Origin of the sequence: Mariprofundus ferrooxydans PV-1, from assembly GCF_000153765.1 — a bacterium.
Lineage (GTDB): Bacteria > Pseudomonadota > Zetaproteobacteria > Mariprofundales > Mariprofundaceae > Mariprofundus > Mariprofundus ferrooxydans.
This window is the reverse complement of the sequence record NZ_DS022294.1, coordinates 604,598-620,697: the sequence shown is the minus strand read 5'-3', so window position 1 is coordinate 620,697 and position 16,100 is coordinate 604,598. Positions and strand designations below refer to the sequence as shown.

18 protein-coding genes are annotated in these 16,100 nt (G+C 55.8%); 13 read left to right on the top strand and 5 right to left on the bottom strand.

Annotation, left to right across the window (positions count from 1 at the left end):
* Positions 1 to 9: 9 nt before the first annotated feature.
* Positions 10 to 393 (bottom strand): preprotein translocase subunit SecG, encoded by a 384-nt coding sequence (gene secG / locus SPV1_RS02850; RefSeq protein WP_009849591.1) that lies wholly within the window; start codon positions 391 to 393, stop codon positions 10 to 12.
* Between the two features lie 12 nt (positions 394 to 405).
* Positions 406 to 1,152: a triose-phosphate isomerase gene (tpiA, locus tag SPV1_RS02845; RefSeq protein WP_009849590.1), complete on the bottom strand. Its 747-nt coding sequence runs from the start codon at positions 1,150 to 1,152 to the stop codon at positions 406 to 408.
* A gap of 197 nt (positions 1,153 to 1,349) precedes the next feature.
* On the opposite strand from tpiA, the gene rsmA reads away from it, so the two are divergent.
* Positions 1,350 to 2,147: a 16S rRNA (adenine(1518)-N(6)/adenine(1519)-N(6))-dimethyltransferase RsmA gene (gene rsmA / locus SPV1_RS02840; RefSeq protein WP_009849589.1), complete on the top strand. Its 798-nt coding sequence runs from the start codon at positions 1,350 to 1,352 to the stop codon at positions 2,145 to 2,147.
* A gap of 12 nt (positions 2,148 to 2,159) precedes the next feature.
* Here the strand turns inward: rsmA and grxC are convergent, their stop codons facing one another.
* Positions 2,160 to 2,417: a glutaredoxin 3 gene (grxC, locus tag SPV1_RS02835; protein WP_009849588.1), complete on the bottom strand. Its 258-nt coding sequence runs from the start codon at positions 2,415 to 2,417 to the stop codon at positions 2,160 to 2,162.
* Position 2,418: 1 nt separating this feature from the next.
* The gene (locus SPV1_RS02830; protein WP_231288254.1) at positions 2,419 to 3,174 is read right to left on the bottom strand and encodes a double zinc ribbon domain-containing protein; all 756 of its coding nucleotides are present in this window, start codon (positions 3,172 to 3,174) and stop codon (positions 2,419 to 2,421) included.
* A 19-nt stretch (positions 3,175 to 3,193) separates the two neighbouring features.
* Here SPV1_RS02830 and SPV1_RS02825 point away from each other — a divergent pair, with 19 nt between their 5' ends.
* Genes SPV1_RS02825 through SPV1_RS02805 form a run of 5 tightly spaced genes read left to right on the top strand, consistent with a single transcriptional unit; the run spans position 3,194 to position 6,895 of the window.
* Entirely contained in the window at positions 3,194 to 4,324 is a 1,131-nt protein-coding gene (locus SPV1_RS02825) for an aminotransferase class I/II-fold pyridoxal phosphate-dependent enzyme (RefSeq protein WP_009849586.1), read from the top strand.
* On the top strand, positions 4,321 to 5,043 hold the full coding sequence (locus SPV1_RS02820) for an alpha/beta fold hydrolase (protein ID WP_009849585.1): 723 nt from the start codon (positions 4,321 to 4,323) through the stop codon (positions 5,041 to 5,043). Before SPV1_RS02825 ends, SPV1_RS02820 begins: the two co-directional genes overlap by 4 nt.
* Positions 5,040 to 5,918 (top strand): malonyl-ACP O-methyltransferase BioC, encoded by an 879-nt coding sequence (gene bioC / locus SPV1_RS02815; RefSeq protein ID WP_009849584.1) that lies wholly within the window; start codon positions 5,040 to 5,042, stop codon positions 5,916 to 5,918. Before SPV1_RS02820 ends, bioC begins: the two co-directional genes overlap by 4 nt.
* Entirely contained in the window at positions 5,915 to 6,547 is a 633-nt protein-coding gene (gene bioD, locus SPV1_RS02810) for a dethiobiotin synthase (protein ID WP_009849583.1), read from the top strand. Before bioC ends, bioD begins: the two co-directional genes overlap by 4 nt.
* A 9-nt stretch (positions 6,548 to 6,556) precedes the next feature.
* Entirely contained in the window at positions 6,557 to 6,895 is a 339-nt protein-coding gene (locus tag SPV1_RS02805; RefSeq protein ID WP_009849582.1) for a hypothetical protein, read from the top strand.
* Between the two features lie 3 nt (positions 6,896 to 6,898).
* Here the strand turns inward: SPV1_RS02805 and bioB are convergent, their stop codons facing one another.
* Positions 6,899 to 7,873, bottom strand: coding sequence for a biotin synthase BioB (gene bioB / locus SPV1_RS02800; protein ID WP_009849581.1), 975 nt, complete (start codon positions 7,871 to 7,873; stop codon positions 6,899 to 6,901).
* 146 nt (positions 7,874 to 8,019) lie between these two features.
* Between bioB and ccoN the strand changes: the two genes are divergently transcribed.
* From ccoN to SPV1_RS02765, 7 genes are all read left to right on the top strand, one after another.
* Positions 8,020 to 9,486 (top strand): cytochrome-c oxidase, cbb3-type subunit I, encoded by a 1,467-nt coding sequence (gene ccoN, locus SPV1_RS02795; RefSeq protein ID WP_009849580.1) that lies wholly within the window; start codon positions 8,020 to 8,022, stop codon positions 9,484 to 9,486.
* A 10-nt stretch (positions 9,487 to 9,496) separates the two neighbouring features.
* Positions 9,497 to 10,138, top strand: a complete 642-nt coding sequence (gene ccoO / locus SPV1_RS02790) for a cytochrome-c oxidase, cbb3-type subunit II (RefSeq protein WP_009849579.1) — start codon at positions 9,497 to 9,499, stop codon at positions 10,136 to 10,138.
* Positions 10,131 to 10,349, top strand: a complete 219-nt coding sequence (locus tag SPV1_RS02785) for a CcoQ/FixQ family Cbb3-type cytochrome c oxidase assembly chaperone (RefSeq protein ID WP_009849578.1) — start codon at positions 10,131 to 10,133, stop codon at positions 10,347 to 10,349. Before ccoO ends, SPV1_RS02785 begins: the two co-directional genes overlap by 8 nt.
* The gene (gene ccoP / locus SPV1_RS02780) at positions 10,333 to 11,196 is read left to right on the top strand and encodes a cytochrome-c oxidase, cbb3-type subunit III (RefSeq protein WP_018293986.1); all 864 of its coding nucleotides are present in this window, start codon (positions 10,333 to 10,335) and stop codon (positions 11,194 to 11,196) included. The genes SPV1_RS02785 and ccoP overlap by 17 nt, the downstream gene beginning before the upstream one ends.
* Before the next feature lie 279 nt (positions 11,197 to 11,475).
* Positions 11,476 to 12,888, top strand: coding sequence for a cytochrome c oxidase accessory protein CcoG (ccoG, locus tag SPV1_RS02775; protein WP_018293987.1), 1,413 nt, complete (start codon positions 11,476 to 11,478; stop codon positions 12,886 to 12,888).
* A gap of 42 nt (positions 12,889 to 12,930) precedes the next feature.
* The gene (locus tag SPV1_RS02770) at positions 12,931 to 13,431 is read left to right on the top strand and encodes a FixH family protein (RefSeq protein ID WP_018293988.1); all 501 of its coding nucleotides are present in this window, start codon (positions 12,931 to 12,933) and stop codon (positions 13,429 to 13,431) included.
* A complete protein-coding gene (locus SPV1_RS02765; RefSeq protein WP_231288252.1) occupies positions 13,361 to 15,943 on the top strand; it encodes a heavy metal translocating P-type ATPase in 2,583 nt (860 codons plus the stop codon). The genes SPV1_RS02770 and SPV1_RS02765 overlap by 71 nt, the downstream gene beginning before the upstream one ends.
* The last annotated feature ends 157 nt before the right edge of the window (positions 15,944 to 16,100 follow it).

Sequence of the window (16,100 nt, the reverse complement as noted above, 5' to 3'; positions counted from 1 at the left end):
GCGAGGAAATTATTCGGCTGACGGTAGCTTGTCAGCCGGTGCGGATGCCGGAGCATCGCTTTTTAATTTGGACGGGTCAAATCCTTCCTGCTGAGGTGTGCCTGCAGGCTGTTGAATCGGAGTTGCCTGACCGGCAAGCGAGCGATCCACAACAGAACCTGTCTGCTGCTGCGAGAAGAAAGCCAGTGTCAGGCTGGTCAGCATGAAGGCCGCTGCCAGGCCACCGGTCAGCTTGCCCAGAAACGAGCCGGAGCCACGGCTGCCGAACAGTGTCTGTGCACCGCCGCCGCCAAACGAAACGCCCATATCCGCACCCTGGCCGCGCTGAACCAGCACGGTGCCGATCAGCAGCAGTGCGACCAGTACATGGACGATGATCAAAATTGTTGTCATTTACAGTTCTCCTCAATCCGCTGCTAGGGCAGCGGCTTTGACAATTTGCATGAAGGAATCGGCTTTCAGGCTGGCGCCACCAACCAATGCGCCTTCCACGCCCGGGCAGCGCATCAGCGCCTCGGCATTGCCCGGATTTACGCTGCCACCGTAGAGTACACGACAATCGTGGCCCAGTCGTTGCAGCTCCTGGTGAATAAAGGCATGAGTTTCCGTGACCTGTTCCGGTGACGCTGTTCTGCCGGTGCCGATAGCCCAGACAGGCTCATAGGCGATAGTCAGGGCTGCATCCGCATCCACATCGGCCAGAATGGCCAGCTGCGACTTCAACACTTCATTTGTACGGCCTGATTCGCGCTCTTCCAGGTGCTCGCCAATGCAGAGGATCGGCTCAAGGCCCGCACTCCAGGCTGCATCCATCTTGTGGCGCACGACTGCGTTGGTTTCGCCCATAATATCACGGCGCTCGGAATGGCCGAGAATAACATAATGGCAGCCGGCATCACGCAGCATCATGGGTGAGGTCGAGCCGGTGAATGCGCCTTTTGGTTCGTAATAGACATTCTGTGCGCCCAGGCGTACGCCTTTTTCATCCAGTGGCTTGCTCAGTGAGTGCAGTAGAGTGAATGGTGGCATCAGTGCAACTTCGACATGCTCGGGAGCCGGATTTGCCTCCAGTTCGCTGAGAAATTCCAAGGCTTCTTCAAGGATTCCGTTCATTTTCCAGTTACCTGCAATCAGGCAGCGGTTTGAACTCATGATCTTATCCTCCTCGAAATTTGCAAAATGGGCGCGAAGTTTAGAAAAATACTGTACTTACGCAAGGGGCAATCCACGGTGGGCTGCTGAAAATAAGGATATGACTGCATATAAGTCGTGCGGACAGACTGCTTTCAGTGCTGATCTCTTATAAATTACCTGTTCTGAAAAAATCTGCAGGCTAGCTTGTCGCCGATATGACAAACGATCAGACGAATACGCAATCAGCGAATCAGAACCACGCCAAGAAGGCGCTGGGCCAGCATTTTCTTATGGATCAGCAGGCGATCCGTCGTATTGCCGGCGCCATAGATGATGGCGCGGATATTATTGAAATCGGTCCGGGGCCGGGAGCTATTACCGAAGTGTTGCTGGCCCGGGCCTCTCATCTTACCGTGATTGAAATGGATGATCGCTTTGCCGCCCGCTGGCAGCAACATGCCCGGAGCCATCCGACGCTTAGTGTTGTGCACGGCGATGTGATGAAGGTGCTGGAGGCGACTGTTGCCGACAAACAGCCGCAGTGGATAGCAGGCAACCTGCCCTACAATCTCAGCGGCCCGCTGACAGCTACGCTGGCCGGCATTCCGTTATCCGGGGGCATGGTGCTGATGTACCAGCGTGAAGTGGCCGAGCGCATCTGCGCAGGCCCAGGCAGCAAAACCTATGGCGGGCTGTCGGTGCTGGTGCGTCACTTCTATGATGTAAAGCGGTTGCTGACGCTCCCACCCGGTGCATTTTCACCGCCGCCCAAAGTGCACTCGGCCGTGGTGGTGCTCACGCCGCATCATCGGACGCCGCCCTGCGATTACAGCATCCTGCAGCAGACGGTGCGTAAAGGCTTTGCTCATCGGCGCAAAACCATTTTCAATAATTTCAGGGGTGTGCTGGATGCTGATGCGTTCACTGCTATTGATATCAATCCGGGATTGCGCCCCGAACAGCTCGATTATGCTGCATGGGCCCGTCTGGCGCTGCGACTGCAGAATAATTAACTCAGAGACTTCTCAGGCGTTCAGCCAGCTATCCAACTCGCCTCTCTTTTCCAGTGCATAGAGTTCGTCACAACCGCCGACATGTCGGTCATTGATGAAAATCTGCGGTATCGTGCGTGCGCCATTGCTGCGATCCAACATCTCAATACGCTTGTCGCTCTCCTTCTGCACATTGTACTCGGTGAAATCGACACCTTTTTTCTTCAGCAGCGACTTGGCGCGTACGCAGTAGGGGCAAAAATCGCCGGAATACACTTCAACCTTGTTCATATCATGATCCTTGGTGTTGCGTTCTCGCCAGTGTCAGTACATGCACCGGCAGTTTGGTCTTTATTGCGGCCCTGGCCGCATAATGCGCGGTCGAGCCGGTGGTGAAAATGTCATCCACTATCCACAAACGGGCGTGTGGTGATAATGCCTGTGTTATCGACGGATAGTCGTCGCACAGGCCGAAAGCCTTACAAAGATTCTTTCTGCGCGCTACACCCGAGAGTGCAGATTGCCTGGGTTGCTCGCCAATCCGGCGCAGCAGCCGCCATTCCATGCGGGAACCTGTGGATGTGGCCAGCCACCGACACAGATTGGCTGCATGGTGTTGCCCGCTTTTGCGCATGCGCGATAGCGGCGCGGGGATAGGCAACAGCAGGTCATCCGGCGTGATCAATTGCTTTAGCGATGGCACTGCCGCCTGCAACAGCCACCGTACACCCCCGTCTTGTCCGGCCAGCTTCCAGTTCAGAATCGCATCGCGGACCGGGCCGTGATATTGATAAAGGCTGTGGGTCTGTTGTTGTGCAGGCGGGTGATGCAGGCAATGGCCGCACGGGCCGGGAGCCAAAGCCAGCGGCAGCATCGAGCCGCAACGCAGACAGGTGGATGCAGGCCAGATGAGGATCTCCTGCAGGCAGTCCGGGCAGCAGCCATCGCTCTCATCCAGTGCTTTCCGGCAAAACAGGCAGCCGGGTGGAAACAGCAGGTGACGCGCTCCGTTAACCATGTGAGCGAGTTTGGTTGACAGCTCGGACATGCCGACCAGCATGCCCGTCATGCCGGATTCACGCAATTGGTTTGATATAGTTCCAGAACATCGTCATCGCCGTTTATCCGCCAGTCGGCGTGATGGCATCCATATCGATGTGGGTGGTCGCCGGCTGATTAACTTTGCCAGCAATGATTATCTGGGCCTGAGTTTCGATGCAGCAGTATGTATGGGAGCGAGTGGCGCGTTCAGCGAGTCAGTGGGCAGCGGCGCCTCAAGGCTTGTCAGCGGTGATGATCCGATGCTGCACCGACTGGAGCGCAAGCTGGCTGACTGGAAAGGCTATGAGGCGTGCCTGATCATCGGCTCCGGCATGCTGGCCAATATCGGACTGTTGCAGGCTCTGGCTGGTCGTCATACGCATCTGTTTGCCGATCGGCTGAACCATGCATCGCTGGTAGACGGTGTCCGTCTTTCCGGCGCGGTGTCGCACCGTTATCGCCATCTGGACAGCGCGCAACTGGCAAGGCAGCTCAGGCAGCACCCGGCTGATAGACGCATTATAGTATCCGATGGCGTATTCAGTATGGACGGGGACTGTGCCGATGCGCGCACGTTGCTGGCGCTGGCCGAATCACATGATGCACTGCTACTCATTGATGATGCGCATGGTACCGGCACGCTCGGCGCTGACGGGCGCGGCCTGACTGCGCTGCACGGGATTGCCGGTCACGCGCGCCTGATTGAGGTGGGTACTTTCGGCAAGGCCTTTGGCTCCTACGGTGCGTTTATTCTGGGAACACACGAATTGATTGAGGGTTTGCGTCAGCGTCAACGCACAATGATCTATTCCACGGCGCTGCCGGTAGCGCTGATTGCCGCCAGTGAAACGGCGCTGGCATTGATTGAGCGCGGCGAGCCGGTGAAACAGCTGCATGAGCGGTTGGCCCGTTTCAAGGCGGGCGTGAGCGGCATGGGCTTTATGGATTCGGATACGCCGATTCAGCCGTTATTGATCGGCAGTGATCAGCAGGCGCTCACCATGGCCGCAAAACTCGCCGATGCGGGCTTTTTTGTGCCGGCGATCCGGCCGCCGACCGTGCCCGATGGTACGGCCCGCCTGCGTTTTACGCTCAGTGCGGCACACAGCCACGAGCAGATTGATGCCCTGATCGCGAAATTGAAGGAGCTGCTGTGACGCCGCTGGTCTTCCTGCATGGCTGGGCGCAATCGCGGCAGATATGGTATCAGCAGCAGCGGGCATTTCCGCAGGCGCACTTTCTGAACCTGCCCGGTCACGGCGGGGCGATGGCTGCGCCGGCTGATGCATGGCTGGATTTGCTGGTGGCGCAGTTGCCGGATGAGCCCTGTGCGCTGATCGGTTGGTCACTGGGCGGTATGCTGGCACTGGAGATTGCGCACCGTTTTCCCGAGCGTATCGCAGCGCTTGGCCTGATTGCCACGACACCGCGTTTCCGCACAGGTGATGCGTGGTCCTGTGGCTGTGATGAGGCGACGTTTGCGGCGTTCCACGAGGCTGTCGCATCGGCCTCGCCGCGCGCATTGAACCGCTTTTTCGCCCTGATGCTGCATGGCGATGATTTGCCGCGCAGCCGCTATAATGAGTTGGCGCGGCACGCCGTGGACAGGCAAAACCCGGCGACTTCATCAGCTCTGTCGGCGGGGCTGGCGTTACTGGCATCACTGGATCTGCGCCAGTCGTTAGCCTTGGCGGATATGCCTGTGCTGTTGATGCATGGCGAACAGGATGCGATTGTACCGGTTGCAGCAGGACGCTGGCTGGCAGAGCAGCTGCCCGGTGCGCAGGCGCACTATGCGGATGCCTGCGGACATGCACCCTTTTTAAGTCAGCCGGAGAGATTCAATACAATTCTGAAAGAGTGGTGGCAGCAATGAGTTCATCCCATATCCATACGCAGCAGGTGGGGCGCGCCTTTTCCGGCGCCAGTGAAACCTATGATGCGCATGCCGTGTTGCAGCGGGAAATTGCCGATCGTCTGCTGGCGCATCTGGATTTTATCAAAATCGAGCCGCAGCGTATCCTGGATATCGGTTGCGGTACCGGATATTTCACCCGTTTGTTACGGGGTCGTTACAAGCGTGCGGCACTCGTGGCATTTGATCTGTCGGAGTCGATGTTGCAGTACACACGCTCAGCCCATGCCAGACGTATGCCCTGGCATGGGCGCCATCATCATGCGGCCGGCGACGCGGCTCAGCTGCCGTTTAAAAGCGGCAGCTTTGATCTGGTCTGCTCGAATCTGGCCATGCAGTGGGTCAATGATCCGCAGCAGATGCTGGCTGAAATGCGCCGGGTGCTGGCTCCCGGCGGCTTGATGCTCTTCTCCACCTTCGGCCGACGTACGCTCTCCGAGCTGCGTCAGACGCTGGCCTCGATTGAGACTGAACGGGCGGGCCATGTGCTGCCTTTTCCCGATGTGATGAGTCTGGGTGATGCACTGATGAAACTGCCGGTCGAGTTGCCTGTGACGGACAGCGATCTGTTCACGCTGACCTATCCGGATGTGATGGCGCTGGTGCGTGAGCTGAAGGGGCTGGGGGCATCGGCATCGGCGATTCGCGGGCGCCGGGCCGGTCTCTACGGCCGTTCCCTGATCCGGGAGCTGGAGCAGCGCTATCCCGAGCGCTATCAGATGGAGGATGGTCGCCTGAGCGCCACCTTCGAAGCGCTCTACGGGCAGGCGTGGTACAAAGAGGCGGGATTTGAGCATGGTGATCATGTCATTCCGATTCAACTGGCAGGCCGTTGAAGCGCAGGATTTTTATAACCGCCACAGATACCGATGCCGGCAAGACATGGGTAACGGCGGGTGCAGTACGCTCACTTGCGGCTTCCGGTATTGATGTGCGCGCGGTGAAGCCTGTGGCATGCGGGCTGGATGCAGACGGACGCAATGAAGATATAGAGGTACTGCTGGCGGCACAGAATCTGTATGATGCGGATCTGATCAGCCTCTACCGCCTTGCGCTACCGGCTGCGCCGTCGCTGGCTGCTGCTGCCGAAGGGGTAGAGATTAACCCGCAGCAACTGGTATCGTGGTGTGAAAATCGGCCTGCTGATACCTGCCTGATTGAGGGGGTCGGGGGGCTGATGGTGCCGCTGAGTGATGGTTGGCTGGTCAGTGACTGGCTTGCAGCGATGAGCGATTGCGAGGTGTGGCTGGTTATCGGCTGCAGGCTTGGTGCAATCAACCATGCACTGCTGACGCTGGATAAATTAAACAGTATGGGGCGCTCTCCTGCACGTGTGATTCTCAATGCAGCAAATGCCGGAGATGAGAGTTGGCTGGAGCCTGTTGCTCAGGCCATTACCCCCTTTCTGGGGGCAGGCTGCCTGCTGCACAGGTTGCGTCATGGTGATGTATATGTGCAGGATTAGGTACCGTTTATGACAAGGCTTGTGCAGGCACTGGCAGCCTGGGGCTCTCCCGAATTTCCGGCGGCAGTGAAGCGGGATATCGAGCGGCTTTCGGCGATGGAGCTGCCTTTACAGCAGGAGCTGTCGACAGGCAGTTATGCGCTGGATCGTGATGTTGGCGCAATGATTCTTGCCATGCACGAGTCAGAGCAGTCTATCCACGTAAAAGCAGGTATCTTTTATACCAGTGTCATTGCCGGCTGCAGTTGCGCCGATGACCCGACTCCTGTTGATGAGCGACAGGAGTATTGTGAAGTGCTGCTGGTTATTGATAAAATATCAGCAGACACCGTGATTACGCCGGCCTGATGCTCAGGCGTTGGCCATGCGCCGGCTCGACGGGGTAGGCCGCTCTTCCGGACGAATACCGAGACGGGCAAACAGCTGCTGATCTTTTTCAGCATCCTGATTGCCGGTGGTCAGCAATTTCTCACCATAAAAAATGGAGTTGGCACCAGCTAAGAAGCAGAGCGCCTGCATCTGTTCATTCATCACTTCGCGACCGGCAGAGAGGCGCACATGTGAAGAGGGCATGGTGATGCGGGCAACGGCAATGGTGCGGATAAAATCGAAGGGGTCGAGATCGTCCAGGTCCTGCATCGGTGTGCCGGCCACCTTGACCAGCATATTGATCGGCACCGATTCCGGATGCGGGCTCATGCGCGCGAGCTGCGCGATCATGCCTGCGCGATTGCGCAGGCTTTCACCCATGCCGACGATGCCGCCGCAGCAGACGCTCATGCCTTCAGCACGCACGTTTTTCAGCGTATCCAGTCGCTCTTCATAGGTGCGGGTCGAGATGATCTCTTTATAATACTCCGGATCGGTATCGAGGTTGTGGTTATAGTAGTCCAGCCCTGCAGCTTTGAGTTTGGCCGCCTGTTCTGCGGTGAGCATGCCGAGTGTGGCGCAGGCTTCCATATCCATGGCCTTGACCTCGCGAATCATATCCAGCACCAGATCGAACGCGCGTCCTTTCGGCTCACGCCATGCAGCCCCCATGCAGAAGCGGGAAGCGCCTTTCTCTTTGGCGATGCGTGCGGCCTTCATGACCTCATCTTTTTTCATCAGCAGTTCGGACTCGACATCTGTCGTATAGCGTGAGGACTGCGGACAGTATTTACAGTCTTCCGGACAGCCGCCTGTCTTGATCGACAGCAGTGTGGAGAGTTGTACCTCATTGGCGTCGAAACAGGCGCGGTGGGCCTGTTGTGCGCGAAACATCAGATCATTGAACGGCAGGGCAAACAGCGCCTCAATCTCTTCAATACTCCAGTCATAACGCATATCCAATCTCCTCTCATCCGGTATCCCGTTAACCACGGGGCGGCGAAGGGTAAACGGGATTGAGCGGATGAGCAAAAAAAACCGACTAAATCGCTCCTGATTATACCATAAAATAAGAATGGACAATTAAAAAAAATTAACATAGCATGACAAACATACTTTTCAAGTCCAAGGAGGTGGAGAAAGTGGTCGGAAGTTCTTCTGAAAACCCCAACTACAATTTTGGCATCGTGAAAGCGTTTGCGGTGTGTGCAGTGGTCTATCTCGTTGTTGGAGCACTGGTCGGCGATATTATTGCATGGCAGTTATCGTTCCCTGCATTGAATCTCAATGAATACCTCAGCTTTGGACGCTTGCGCCCCCTGCATACCAACGCAGTAATCTTCGCCTTCGGTGGTTGTACCCTGATGGCGACTGCTTTTTATGTAGTGCAGCGCACCTGTGCGGTGCCGCTGTGGAGTAACAGGATGGCCTGGTTCACCTTCTGGGGCTGGAACCTGGTTATTGTCGCGGCTGTGATCTCTTTTCCTATGGGCTGGACGCAGGGTAAGGAGTATGCCGAGCTGGAGTGGCCCGTCGATATACTCATCGCCGTAGTATGGCTCTCCTACATGTTTAACTTCATCATGACGATTGCCAATCGAAAAACCTCACATATCTATGTGGCCAACTGGTTCTTCCTCGGTATGATGGTGATGATTACCTATCTGCATGTGGTGAATTCGCTGGCTATTCCGGTCACCATGACCAAGTCCTACTCGATCTTTTCGGGCGTACATGATGCGATGATTCAATGGTGGTGGGGACATAATGCGGTGGGCTTTTTCCTGACGGCAGGCTTCCTGGGTATTATGTATTACTTTATCCCCAAACAGGCGGATTTGCCGATCTTCTCCTATCGATTGTCTGTGCTGCATTTCTGGGCGCTGATGTTTGGTTATGTCTGGCTGGGTGCACATCATCTGCAATATACCGCATTGCCCGACTGGGCCGGCTCACTGGGGGCGGCTGTCTCCATTGCGATGATTATCCCGTCCTGGGGCGGAGCCATCAACGGGCTGATGACGCTCTCGGGGGCATGGAGCAAGCTTCGAGATGACTATGTCCTGCGTTTTCTTGTCGTGTCGCTGGCCTTCTATGCGATGTCTACCTTTGAAGGTCCGGTGATGTCACTGAAGACAGTGAATGCGCTGTCTCATTATACTGACTGGACGATCGGCCATGTGCATTCCGGTGCGCTGGGCTGGGTGGCCATGGTCTCTATCGGTGCGATCTATCACCTGGTGACCCGACTGTGGAAGACCGACATACATTCAGTGCCGCTGGTGAATTCACACTTCTGGATACACACGATCGGAACCGTGATCTATATCTGCGCCATGTGGGTATCAGGTATTATGCAGGGGCTGATGTGGCGTGCCACCGATGACTACGGAAATCTGGTATACAGCTTTGCCGAAACCGTCGTGGCCATGCATCCCTACTATGTGTTGCGATCGGTAGGCGGCCTGCTGGTTCTGCTGGGTGCGCTTATCATGCTTTACAATATCGTGATGACGATTCGCGGCGCCGGCCAGCCGAAGGCCGTTGCTGCACAAGCCGCCAGGGCGTAGGGGGATTGACATGACATTTCAGGAGAAACTCGAAAAAAACATCTGGGGATTACTGATCATGGTGGCCATCGTTGTTTCCATCGGTGGTATTGTGGAAATTGTTCCCCTGTTTTATCTCGATAACACCGTTGAAAAGCTGACCAAGGATGAAGACAGCATCCGTCCCTACACAGCACTGGAGCTGGAAGGGCGAGATGTTTATATCCGTGAAGGCTGCTACCTCTGTCACTCGCAGATGATTCGTCCGTTTCGCGACGAAAAGGAGCGTTATGGACATTACTCTCTGGCTGCGGAGTCCAAATATGATCATCCGTTCCAGTGGGGCTCCAAGCGTACCGGACCGGATCTGGCACGCGTAGGTGGCAAGTACTCCGACGCATGGCAGAGACAGCACCTGCGCGCACCGCGTTCGCTGGTGCCGGAGTCGGTGATGCCGAACTATGCTTTTTTTGACAAAAATATTATTGATGACTCCCTGACCGAGAGAAAGATGCGTGCGCTTTCCAAGGTGGGGGTTCCCTACACCGATGCGGACTTTGCCGGCGCAGCCGCTGCTGTGCACGGCAAGAGCGAGATGGATGCAGTCGTAGCCTATCTGCAGGTGCTGGGGACGATGGTGAAATTTGAGAAAGGGAAAGACTACCGTGAATAAGCTGCTGGAGTATTTCGAAACGGACTGGGAGGCCATGACGCGGGCCGACTGGACCGGATTGATTATCGTGCTGGTTCTTACACTCCTGATGGTTGCTCTGTATGTATGGATATTCAAGCCGTCTAACCGCGATAAATTCGAGCAGTACCGTGATTTTGTGAATAGTGATGAAGATGTGAAGAGGGAGGTTGGACATGGCCAAACCAAATAAGCCGCAACACGCCCCGGATACGGGCCACGAATGGGATGGGATTCGTGAGTTGACCAACCCGCCTCCACGCTGGTGGATGATTGCCTTTCATGCCGGCTGGATCTGGTGTGTGGTCTATTTCATACTCTATCCGGCCATTCCGCTGGTGCACGAATCAACCAAAGGCATTCTTGGCTGGACCCAGATCAAGGAGTTCAAGCAAGCCGTTGCTGAAAATGATGCGATCAAAGCGCCTTATCTGAAGAAGGTTGCAGCCATGAGCGGACAGGAGTTGCTGGCAGATCCAGGCATGCGTAATTTTGCCGAATCTTCTGCCAAAGCGATTTTTGGTGATAACTGCGCGGGCTGTCATGGCTCCGGCGGCCAGGGTGCTCCCGGGCTATTCCCCAATCTGGCTGATGATGCCTGGTTGTATGGCGGTGATTTCGACACCATTGTTGAAAGTATTACCGATGGGCGTCAGGGCAATATGCCGGCCCATGAGGGCGAGCTTGATGATGCTCAGATCAATAAACTGGCTGATTTCGTCATAGCCGAAGCACAGGGTAAGGGAACAGCCGAAGGCTTGGCGCTCTTTAACGAGGCGGGCTGCGGCGGTTGTCATGGTGAGGATGCAAAAGGCGGAGCGATCAATGAGCTGGGCAGTGGAGCGGCCAACCTGACGGATGGTATCTGGCGCTTTGGTGGCAGCCGTGATGAGGTGCTGCGTACGATCCGCTATGGCGTGAATCAGGAGGATGTGCCGAATACCCGCGTGGCCATCATGCCCGCCTTTGGCGGTAAACTCAGTCCCGAAGAGATCAAGATGTTGGCCGTCAAGGTTCATGAACTGGGTGGCGGCAAATAGGAGAGGCAAATGGATGCAGTAGTGATAGGTGTGATTCTGTCAGTGGCAGGCACGATTCTTGTGGGCGTTTTTGCAGCATTCTTTGTTATCAGGAAAATGGGTGAGAAGGACGATGCTGAGTAGTCTGCAGTAGAACAGAAGGGGGGAGGGAGGTTTCGGCCTCCCTTTTTCTATGCTGCAGGGTTTGCGATCGGCAAGGCAGTGTTGCACGGATGCCATTGTACATTAGTATATTTATATATACTTCCGTTTTATGTACATATGCAACAAGGAGTTGATATGCAGGAACAGGAACAGGTGAATATCGATGAGCTCTATGCCGATGCACGCCACTGGCATGTGAATACGGGTGGGGAAACCATCCATGCAATGCGTGTGCCGGGACGATTCCGCAATTTCAAGTGGTTTGCTTCCTGCCTGTGGCTCCTCTACCTGATTGCCCCCTATATTCGCTGGGAGGGGCATCAGGCTATCCTGTTTAATATTCCCGAGCGCCAGTTCCACCTGTTTTCGATCACGCTCTGGCCGCAGGATATATGGATGCTGTCGCTGGTGCTGATTCTGTTGGCAATGACACTCTTCGGTGTGACTGCCGTTGCCGGACGCGTGTGGTGCGGCTATTTCTGCTTTCAAACGATCTGGACGGACTGGTTTACCTGGCTGGAGGAAAAGATTGAAGGCACTCCGGTGCAGCGGCGAAAGCTGGATGCGGCACCGTGGAGCCTGCGTAAAATCAGGCTGAAGTTGTTCAAGCATACGCTATGGCTGCTGATTTCTATTCTGACAGGCGTCACTTTCGCAGCCTATTTCACAGATGCCTTTGAATTGTGGCATAGCTATCTGACCTTTAATGCGCCGCAGGTTGCCTGGGTAGTGGTGGCCGTGTTTGTGTTTGGCACGTATGTGTTTGCAGGCTTTATGCGCGAGCAGGTTTGTTTTTGGTTATGTCCCTACGCGCGTATTCAGAGTGTGATGGTGGATAAAGATACCGTGTTGCCGACCTATGATGAGGGCAGAGGCGAACCGAGGGGCAAGGTGCGCGGCAAGGGCAGTGAGGGGCGGGGTGATTGTATTGATTGCAGACTCTGTGTCGGCGTTTGCCCGACCGGTGTTGATATTCGTGAAGGCATGCAGGAGGGCTGTATTACCTGTGGTATGTGCATCGATGCCTGTGACTCTATTATGGACAAGGTTAATCGTCCGCGCGGCCTGATCCGCTATGCTTCCGAAAAGGAGATGGCGGGAGAGGTGCTGCCGCCGCTATTTAGGCGACCGCGTGTGATAGCCTACAGCACTATATTTTTGCTGGCAGTTGGCGGGATAGTCTATGGTCTGACTCATATTCCGCCCGTGGAGCTCTCCGTCGTGCATGCAAGGCAGCCGCTCTATATCCAGATGAGCAATGGCATGATCGAGAACAAATACACGATCAAGGCACTCAACAAGACATCGGCTGACCGGCATTTTCAACTGCGTGTTGAAGGGGCTCCAGGGGTTCATATTGTTGGCGATGCCGGCGCCGGTATCGTCCTTGAATCAGGAAAAATGGTTCCTTTCCATGTCTTTCTGGCGGCAGAGCCTGCTGCCTTGAAGGGTGAAAAGATGCCTTTGCGGCTTGTGCTGGAAAGTATTGAACCACCGGCCATCAGGATGGAGTATGATTCGGTTTTTATCGGCCCGGCCAGGCACTAGGTGCGGTTCGGGGCTGACAGGGCACCGGAAACAGGAGGCGATATGTTGAGTGCGCAGTTAAAGCAGGATTTCAGGAGCCCGTGGTTGCGAGGGGTGCTGGCTATTGTGGGTGTTACCGTTCTCGTCAATATAGGCTTTATCGGCTATGCCTTTATTTTCCCGCCGAATCTGGTGGTAAAGGATTATTATGAGCGGGGAAAAAACTATTTTCACGATCAGCATATCCGTCAGGAGGAGCTGCCGACTGCCTGGCGCCTGCAACTGATGTTTCCTGACCCGTTGAGTGTGAATGCTCCGAAGCTCTGCAGGCTCTACGTGATGGACCATCAGGGTAAACCTGTGCGGAGCGGTCGTGTGATGCTGACAGCCTATCGTCCGAACAGCTCCGCCGATGACTTCAAGGTTGCGTTAAAACTCGTGGATGCGGGTACCTTTGCGGCCCCTGTTAATTTTCCGTTGCCGGGTAACTGGGATGTCATCGCCCGCATTGATGCCGGTGGCCAGCACTTCGATACCGCCCAGCGTATTTTTGTCCAAAAGTGACTCCCCTCTCGGGAGCAAGCCGGAAGAGGATTCCGGAAGCTTCCCGGAATATCGCTGTTTCCACTGCGGTTTGCCCGCCACCGGCGCATCTGCCTGCTCGGGTGAGGTAGCAGGAGAGGAGAGGCTCTTCTGTTGCAGTGGTTGCCTGAGCGTTTGTCAGGTTATCCATGAAGCGGGACTGGACAGTTTTTATCAGCGTATAAAAAAGCAGGAAGCGAGCATGGAGCCGCCGCCGGGTAAGCCAGCTGACCTGGATCAATATGCGCTGCAGGAAGTGCAACAGGAGTTCGTAAGAGAGCTGCCGGATGGTTCAAAACAGGCTCATCTGATGGTTGAGGGTATCCACTGCGCAGCCTGTGTATGGCTGATAGAGAAAGCCCTTTCAGGTATGGATGGTGTTTCGCGCGCCGAGGTTAATCTGGTTCATCACAGGTTGTTGCTGGAGTGGCGGGCTGAGCAGGTGGCCCTGCCGGATATTCTGAAGCGGCTTGCCGCCCTGGGTTATGCTGCGGTTCCGTTTAATCTGGAAAGTGTCGAGGGCAAGTTAAAACAACGGAACAGGCAGCTGCTGTTTCGCATGGGTTTTGCCGGTTTTGGCGCGATGAATATCATGTGGATCTCAATCGCTCTGTATGCCGGAGCTTTTTCAGGCATCAGCAGTGAATATCGTCACTTCTTCCACTGGGTCAGCTGGGCGATTGCCACGCCGGTCCTGCTCTATTCCGGCGGTCCGATTATCAGTGCCGCCTTGCGGGGGCTGCGTCAGGGACGTTTGGGTATGGATCTGCCGGTCGCGATTGGAGCATTGGCCACTTATAGCTACTCCCTGTGGCAGACAAGTCAGGGCGGGGCTCATGTCTACTTTGATACAGTCGTTACCTTTTTATTCGTGATTCTGGTTGGTCGTTATCTTGAGGCGCTTGCCCGGAGCAATGCCTCGTCCGCAACCCTGCGGCTGCTGGAGTTACAGCCTCGTATGGCGACGCGTGTGACGGCGGACGGGGAAGAGCGGGTTGCTGTGCGGAAACTGATTGCCGGAGACCGGTTGCGAGTAAGGTCGGGGGACAAGGTGCCTGCCGACGGAATTGTTCTCAGTGGTGATTCGCATACCGATGAATCGATGCTGACCGGAGAATTCCGGCTGGTTCACAAGCGTGTCGGGGATCGTCTTGCCGGTGGTACGGTTAATGTTGAAGGCTCGTTGATTATGCAGGTGGAGCAGGCCGGTTCCGGGACAGTGCTCGCACGTATTATCCACCTGGTGGAGTCAGCACAGGGCTCGAAAGCCCGCGTGCAACGGTTGGCCGATCGCATTGTTCCGTGGTTTGTTGCTGTCACACTGTTGCTCTCCGCCTGCACCTTTTTGTACTGGTGGATGCATTCGGATTTTGACATAGCCCTTTTGTCCGCGACGGCGGTGCTGATTATTACCTGTCCCTGTGCGCTCGGGCTGGCAACGCCGATGGCGATTGCCGTCAGTACCGGTTTTGCCGCAAGAAACGGCGTGCTGGTCCGCAACGGTGAGGCGCTGGAGGGGTTGTCCGGCATCACACATGTGGTGATGGATAAGACCGGAACGCTTACCGAAGGGCGCATGCAGGTTGTAGATATCATTGCAGCGGATTCTGATCGTTTGTTGAAACTGGCAGGAGCGGTGGAGCGTCACTATTCGCATCCACTGGCTGTGGCTGTTTGCGCATCGGTTGAGTCGGCCGGGCTGTGCTTTATCGACAGCCATGACCAGCAGTTGCTTCCCGGCCTTGGCGTTGGTGGTCGTGTTGGAGACGAGCAGGGTGACTGTGAGGTCTGGGTTGGCAACGAGAAGCTTATGCAGAGTGTGGGGATAGAGGTTGCAGCAGGCACGCGCGAAGCTTGTGCGAGAATCGAATCCCAGATGGGTTCTGCTGTGCTGGTGGCTGCGGACGGTGTATTACTGGGACTGCTGCATATCGAAGACAAGTTGCGTACGGGAGCCGTTGATCTGATTGCCAGTCTTGGCCGGCAGGGGATTGCTATGACACTGCTGACGGGTGATTCGCCAGCCGCAGCGCATTATCTGCAACAGCAGCTGCCCACATCTGTGGGGGCTCCGATGCATGTCATGGCCGGTGTTTTGCCCGCAGAGAAGGCCCGTGAGGTGGTTGCACTGCAGAAGCGTGGGGAGCATGTGCTTATGGTGGGGGATGGTATCAATGATGCGCCTGCGCTGGCACAGGCAGATATAAGTATTGCCATGGGCGGGGGAACCGATGTGTCGATGGAGTGCTCGGATATTGTGCTGATGGGCAGTGATCTGCAAAAGATTCCCTGGGCTCTGTCACTGGGGCGGAGGACGCTTAGAACGGTGCGTCAGAACCTGATGCTGTCGCTGATCTATAATATCATTCTGGTGCCGGCGGCGATGGCTGCCTGGGTAACACCTGTATTTGCCGCGCTGGCGATGCCGCTGAGCTCGTTGCTGGTCATCGGTAACGCCATCCTGATCCGGCGTCATATGCAAGGCGTAAAATAATAAAAGCCCCGGTGCCAGGAGGGAAGGGAGGTCCTGGGCACCGGAGCCAGACAAGGGAGGGAACTCAAGCCGATAAAGCGGCCCGGCACCCATCCACAGATTTATTTCAGTGTATTGAGGTAGGTTACGATAGCGGCAGCATCTCACCGCACTGTCT

Excerpts from the sequence above, each read along its gene's own strand:
- bioB (WP_009849581.1), bottom strand. The coding sequence starts at position 7,873 with ATGCGTTATGACTGGAGTATTGAAGAGATTGAGGCGCTGTTTGCCCTG.
- secG (WP_009849591.1), bottom strand. The coding sequence starts at position 393 with ATGACAACAATTTTGATCATCGTCCATGTACTGGTCGCACTGCTGCTG.
- tpiA (WP_009849590.1), bottom strand. The coding sequence starts at position 1,152 with ATGAGTTCAAACCGCTGCCTGATTGCAGGTAACTGGAAAATGAACGGA.
- ccoO (WP_009849579.1), top strand. The coding sequence starts at position 9,497 with ATGACATTTCAGGAGAAACTCGAAAAAAACATCTGGGGATTACTGATC.
- SPV1_RS02825 (WP_009849586.1), top strand. The coding sequence starts at position 3,194 with ATGCCGGATTCACGCAATTGGTTTGATATAGTTCCAGAACATCGTCAT.
- rsmA (WP_009849589.1), top strand. The coding sequence starts at position 1,350 with ATGACAAACGATCAGACGAATACGCAATCAGCGAATCAGAACCACGCC.
- grxC (WP_009849588.1), bottom strand. The coding sequence starts at position 2,417 with ATGAACAAGGTTGAAGTGTATTCCGGCGATTTTTGCCCCTACTGCGTA.
- SPV1_RS02770 (WP_018293988.1), top strand. The coding sequence starts at position 12,931 with ATGTTGAGTGCGCAGTTAAAGCAGGATTTCAGGAGCCCGTGGTTGCGA.
- bioC (WP_009849584.1), top strand. The coding sequence starts at position 5,040 with ATGAGTTCATCCCATATCCATACGCAGCAGGTGGGGCGCGCCTTTTCC.
- SPV1_RS02765 (WP_231288252.1), top strand. The coding sequence starts at position 13,361 with ATGTCATCGCCCGCATTGATGCCGGTGGCCAGCACTTCGATACCGCCC.
- ccoN (WP_009849580.1), top strand. The coding sequence starts at position 8,020 with ATGACAAACATACTTTTCAAGTCCAAGGAGGTGGAGAAAGTGGTCGGA.
- SPV1_RS02830 (WP_231288254.1), bottom strand. The coding sequence starts at position 3,174 with ATGTCCGAGCTGTCAACCAAACTCGCTCACATGGTTAACGGAGCGCGT.
- ccoG (WP_018293987.1), top strand. The coding sequence starts at position 11,476 with ATGCAGGAACAGGAACAGGTGAATATCGATGAGCTCTATGCCGATGCA.
- SPV1_RS02805 (WP_009849582.1), top strand. The coding sequence starts at position 6,557 with ATGACAAGGCTTGTGCAGGCACTGGCAGCCTGGGGCTCTCCCGAATTT.
- ccoP (WP_018293986.1), top strand. The coding sequence starts at position 10,333 with ATGGCCAAACCAAATAAGCCGCAACACGCCCCGGATACGGGCCACGAA.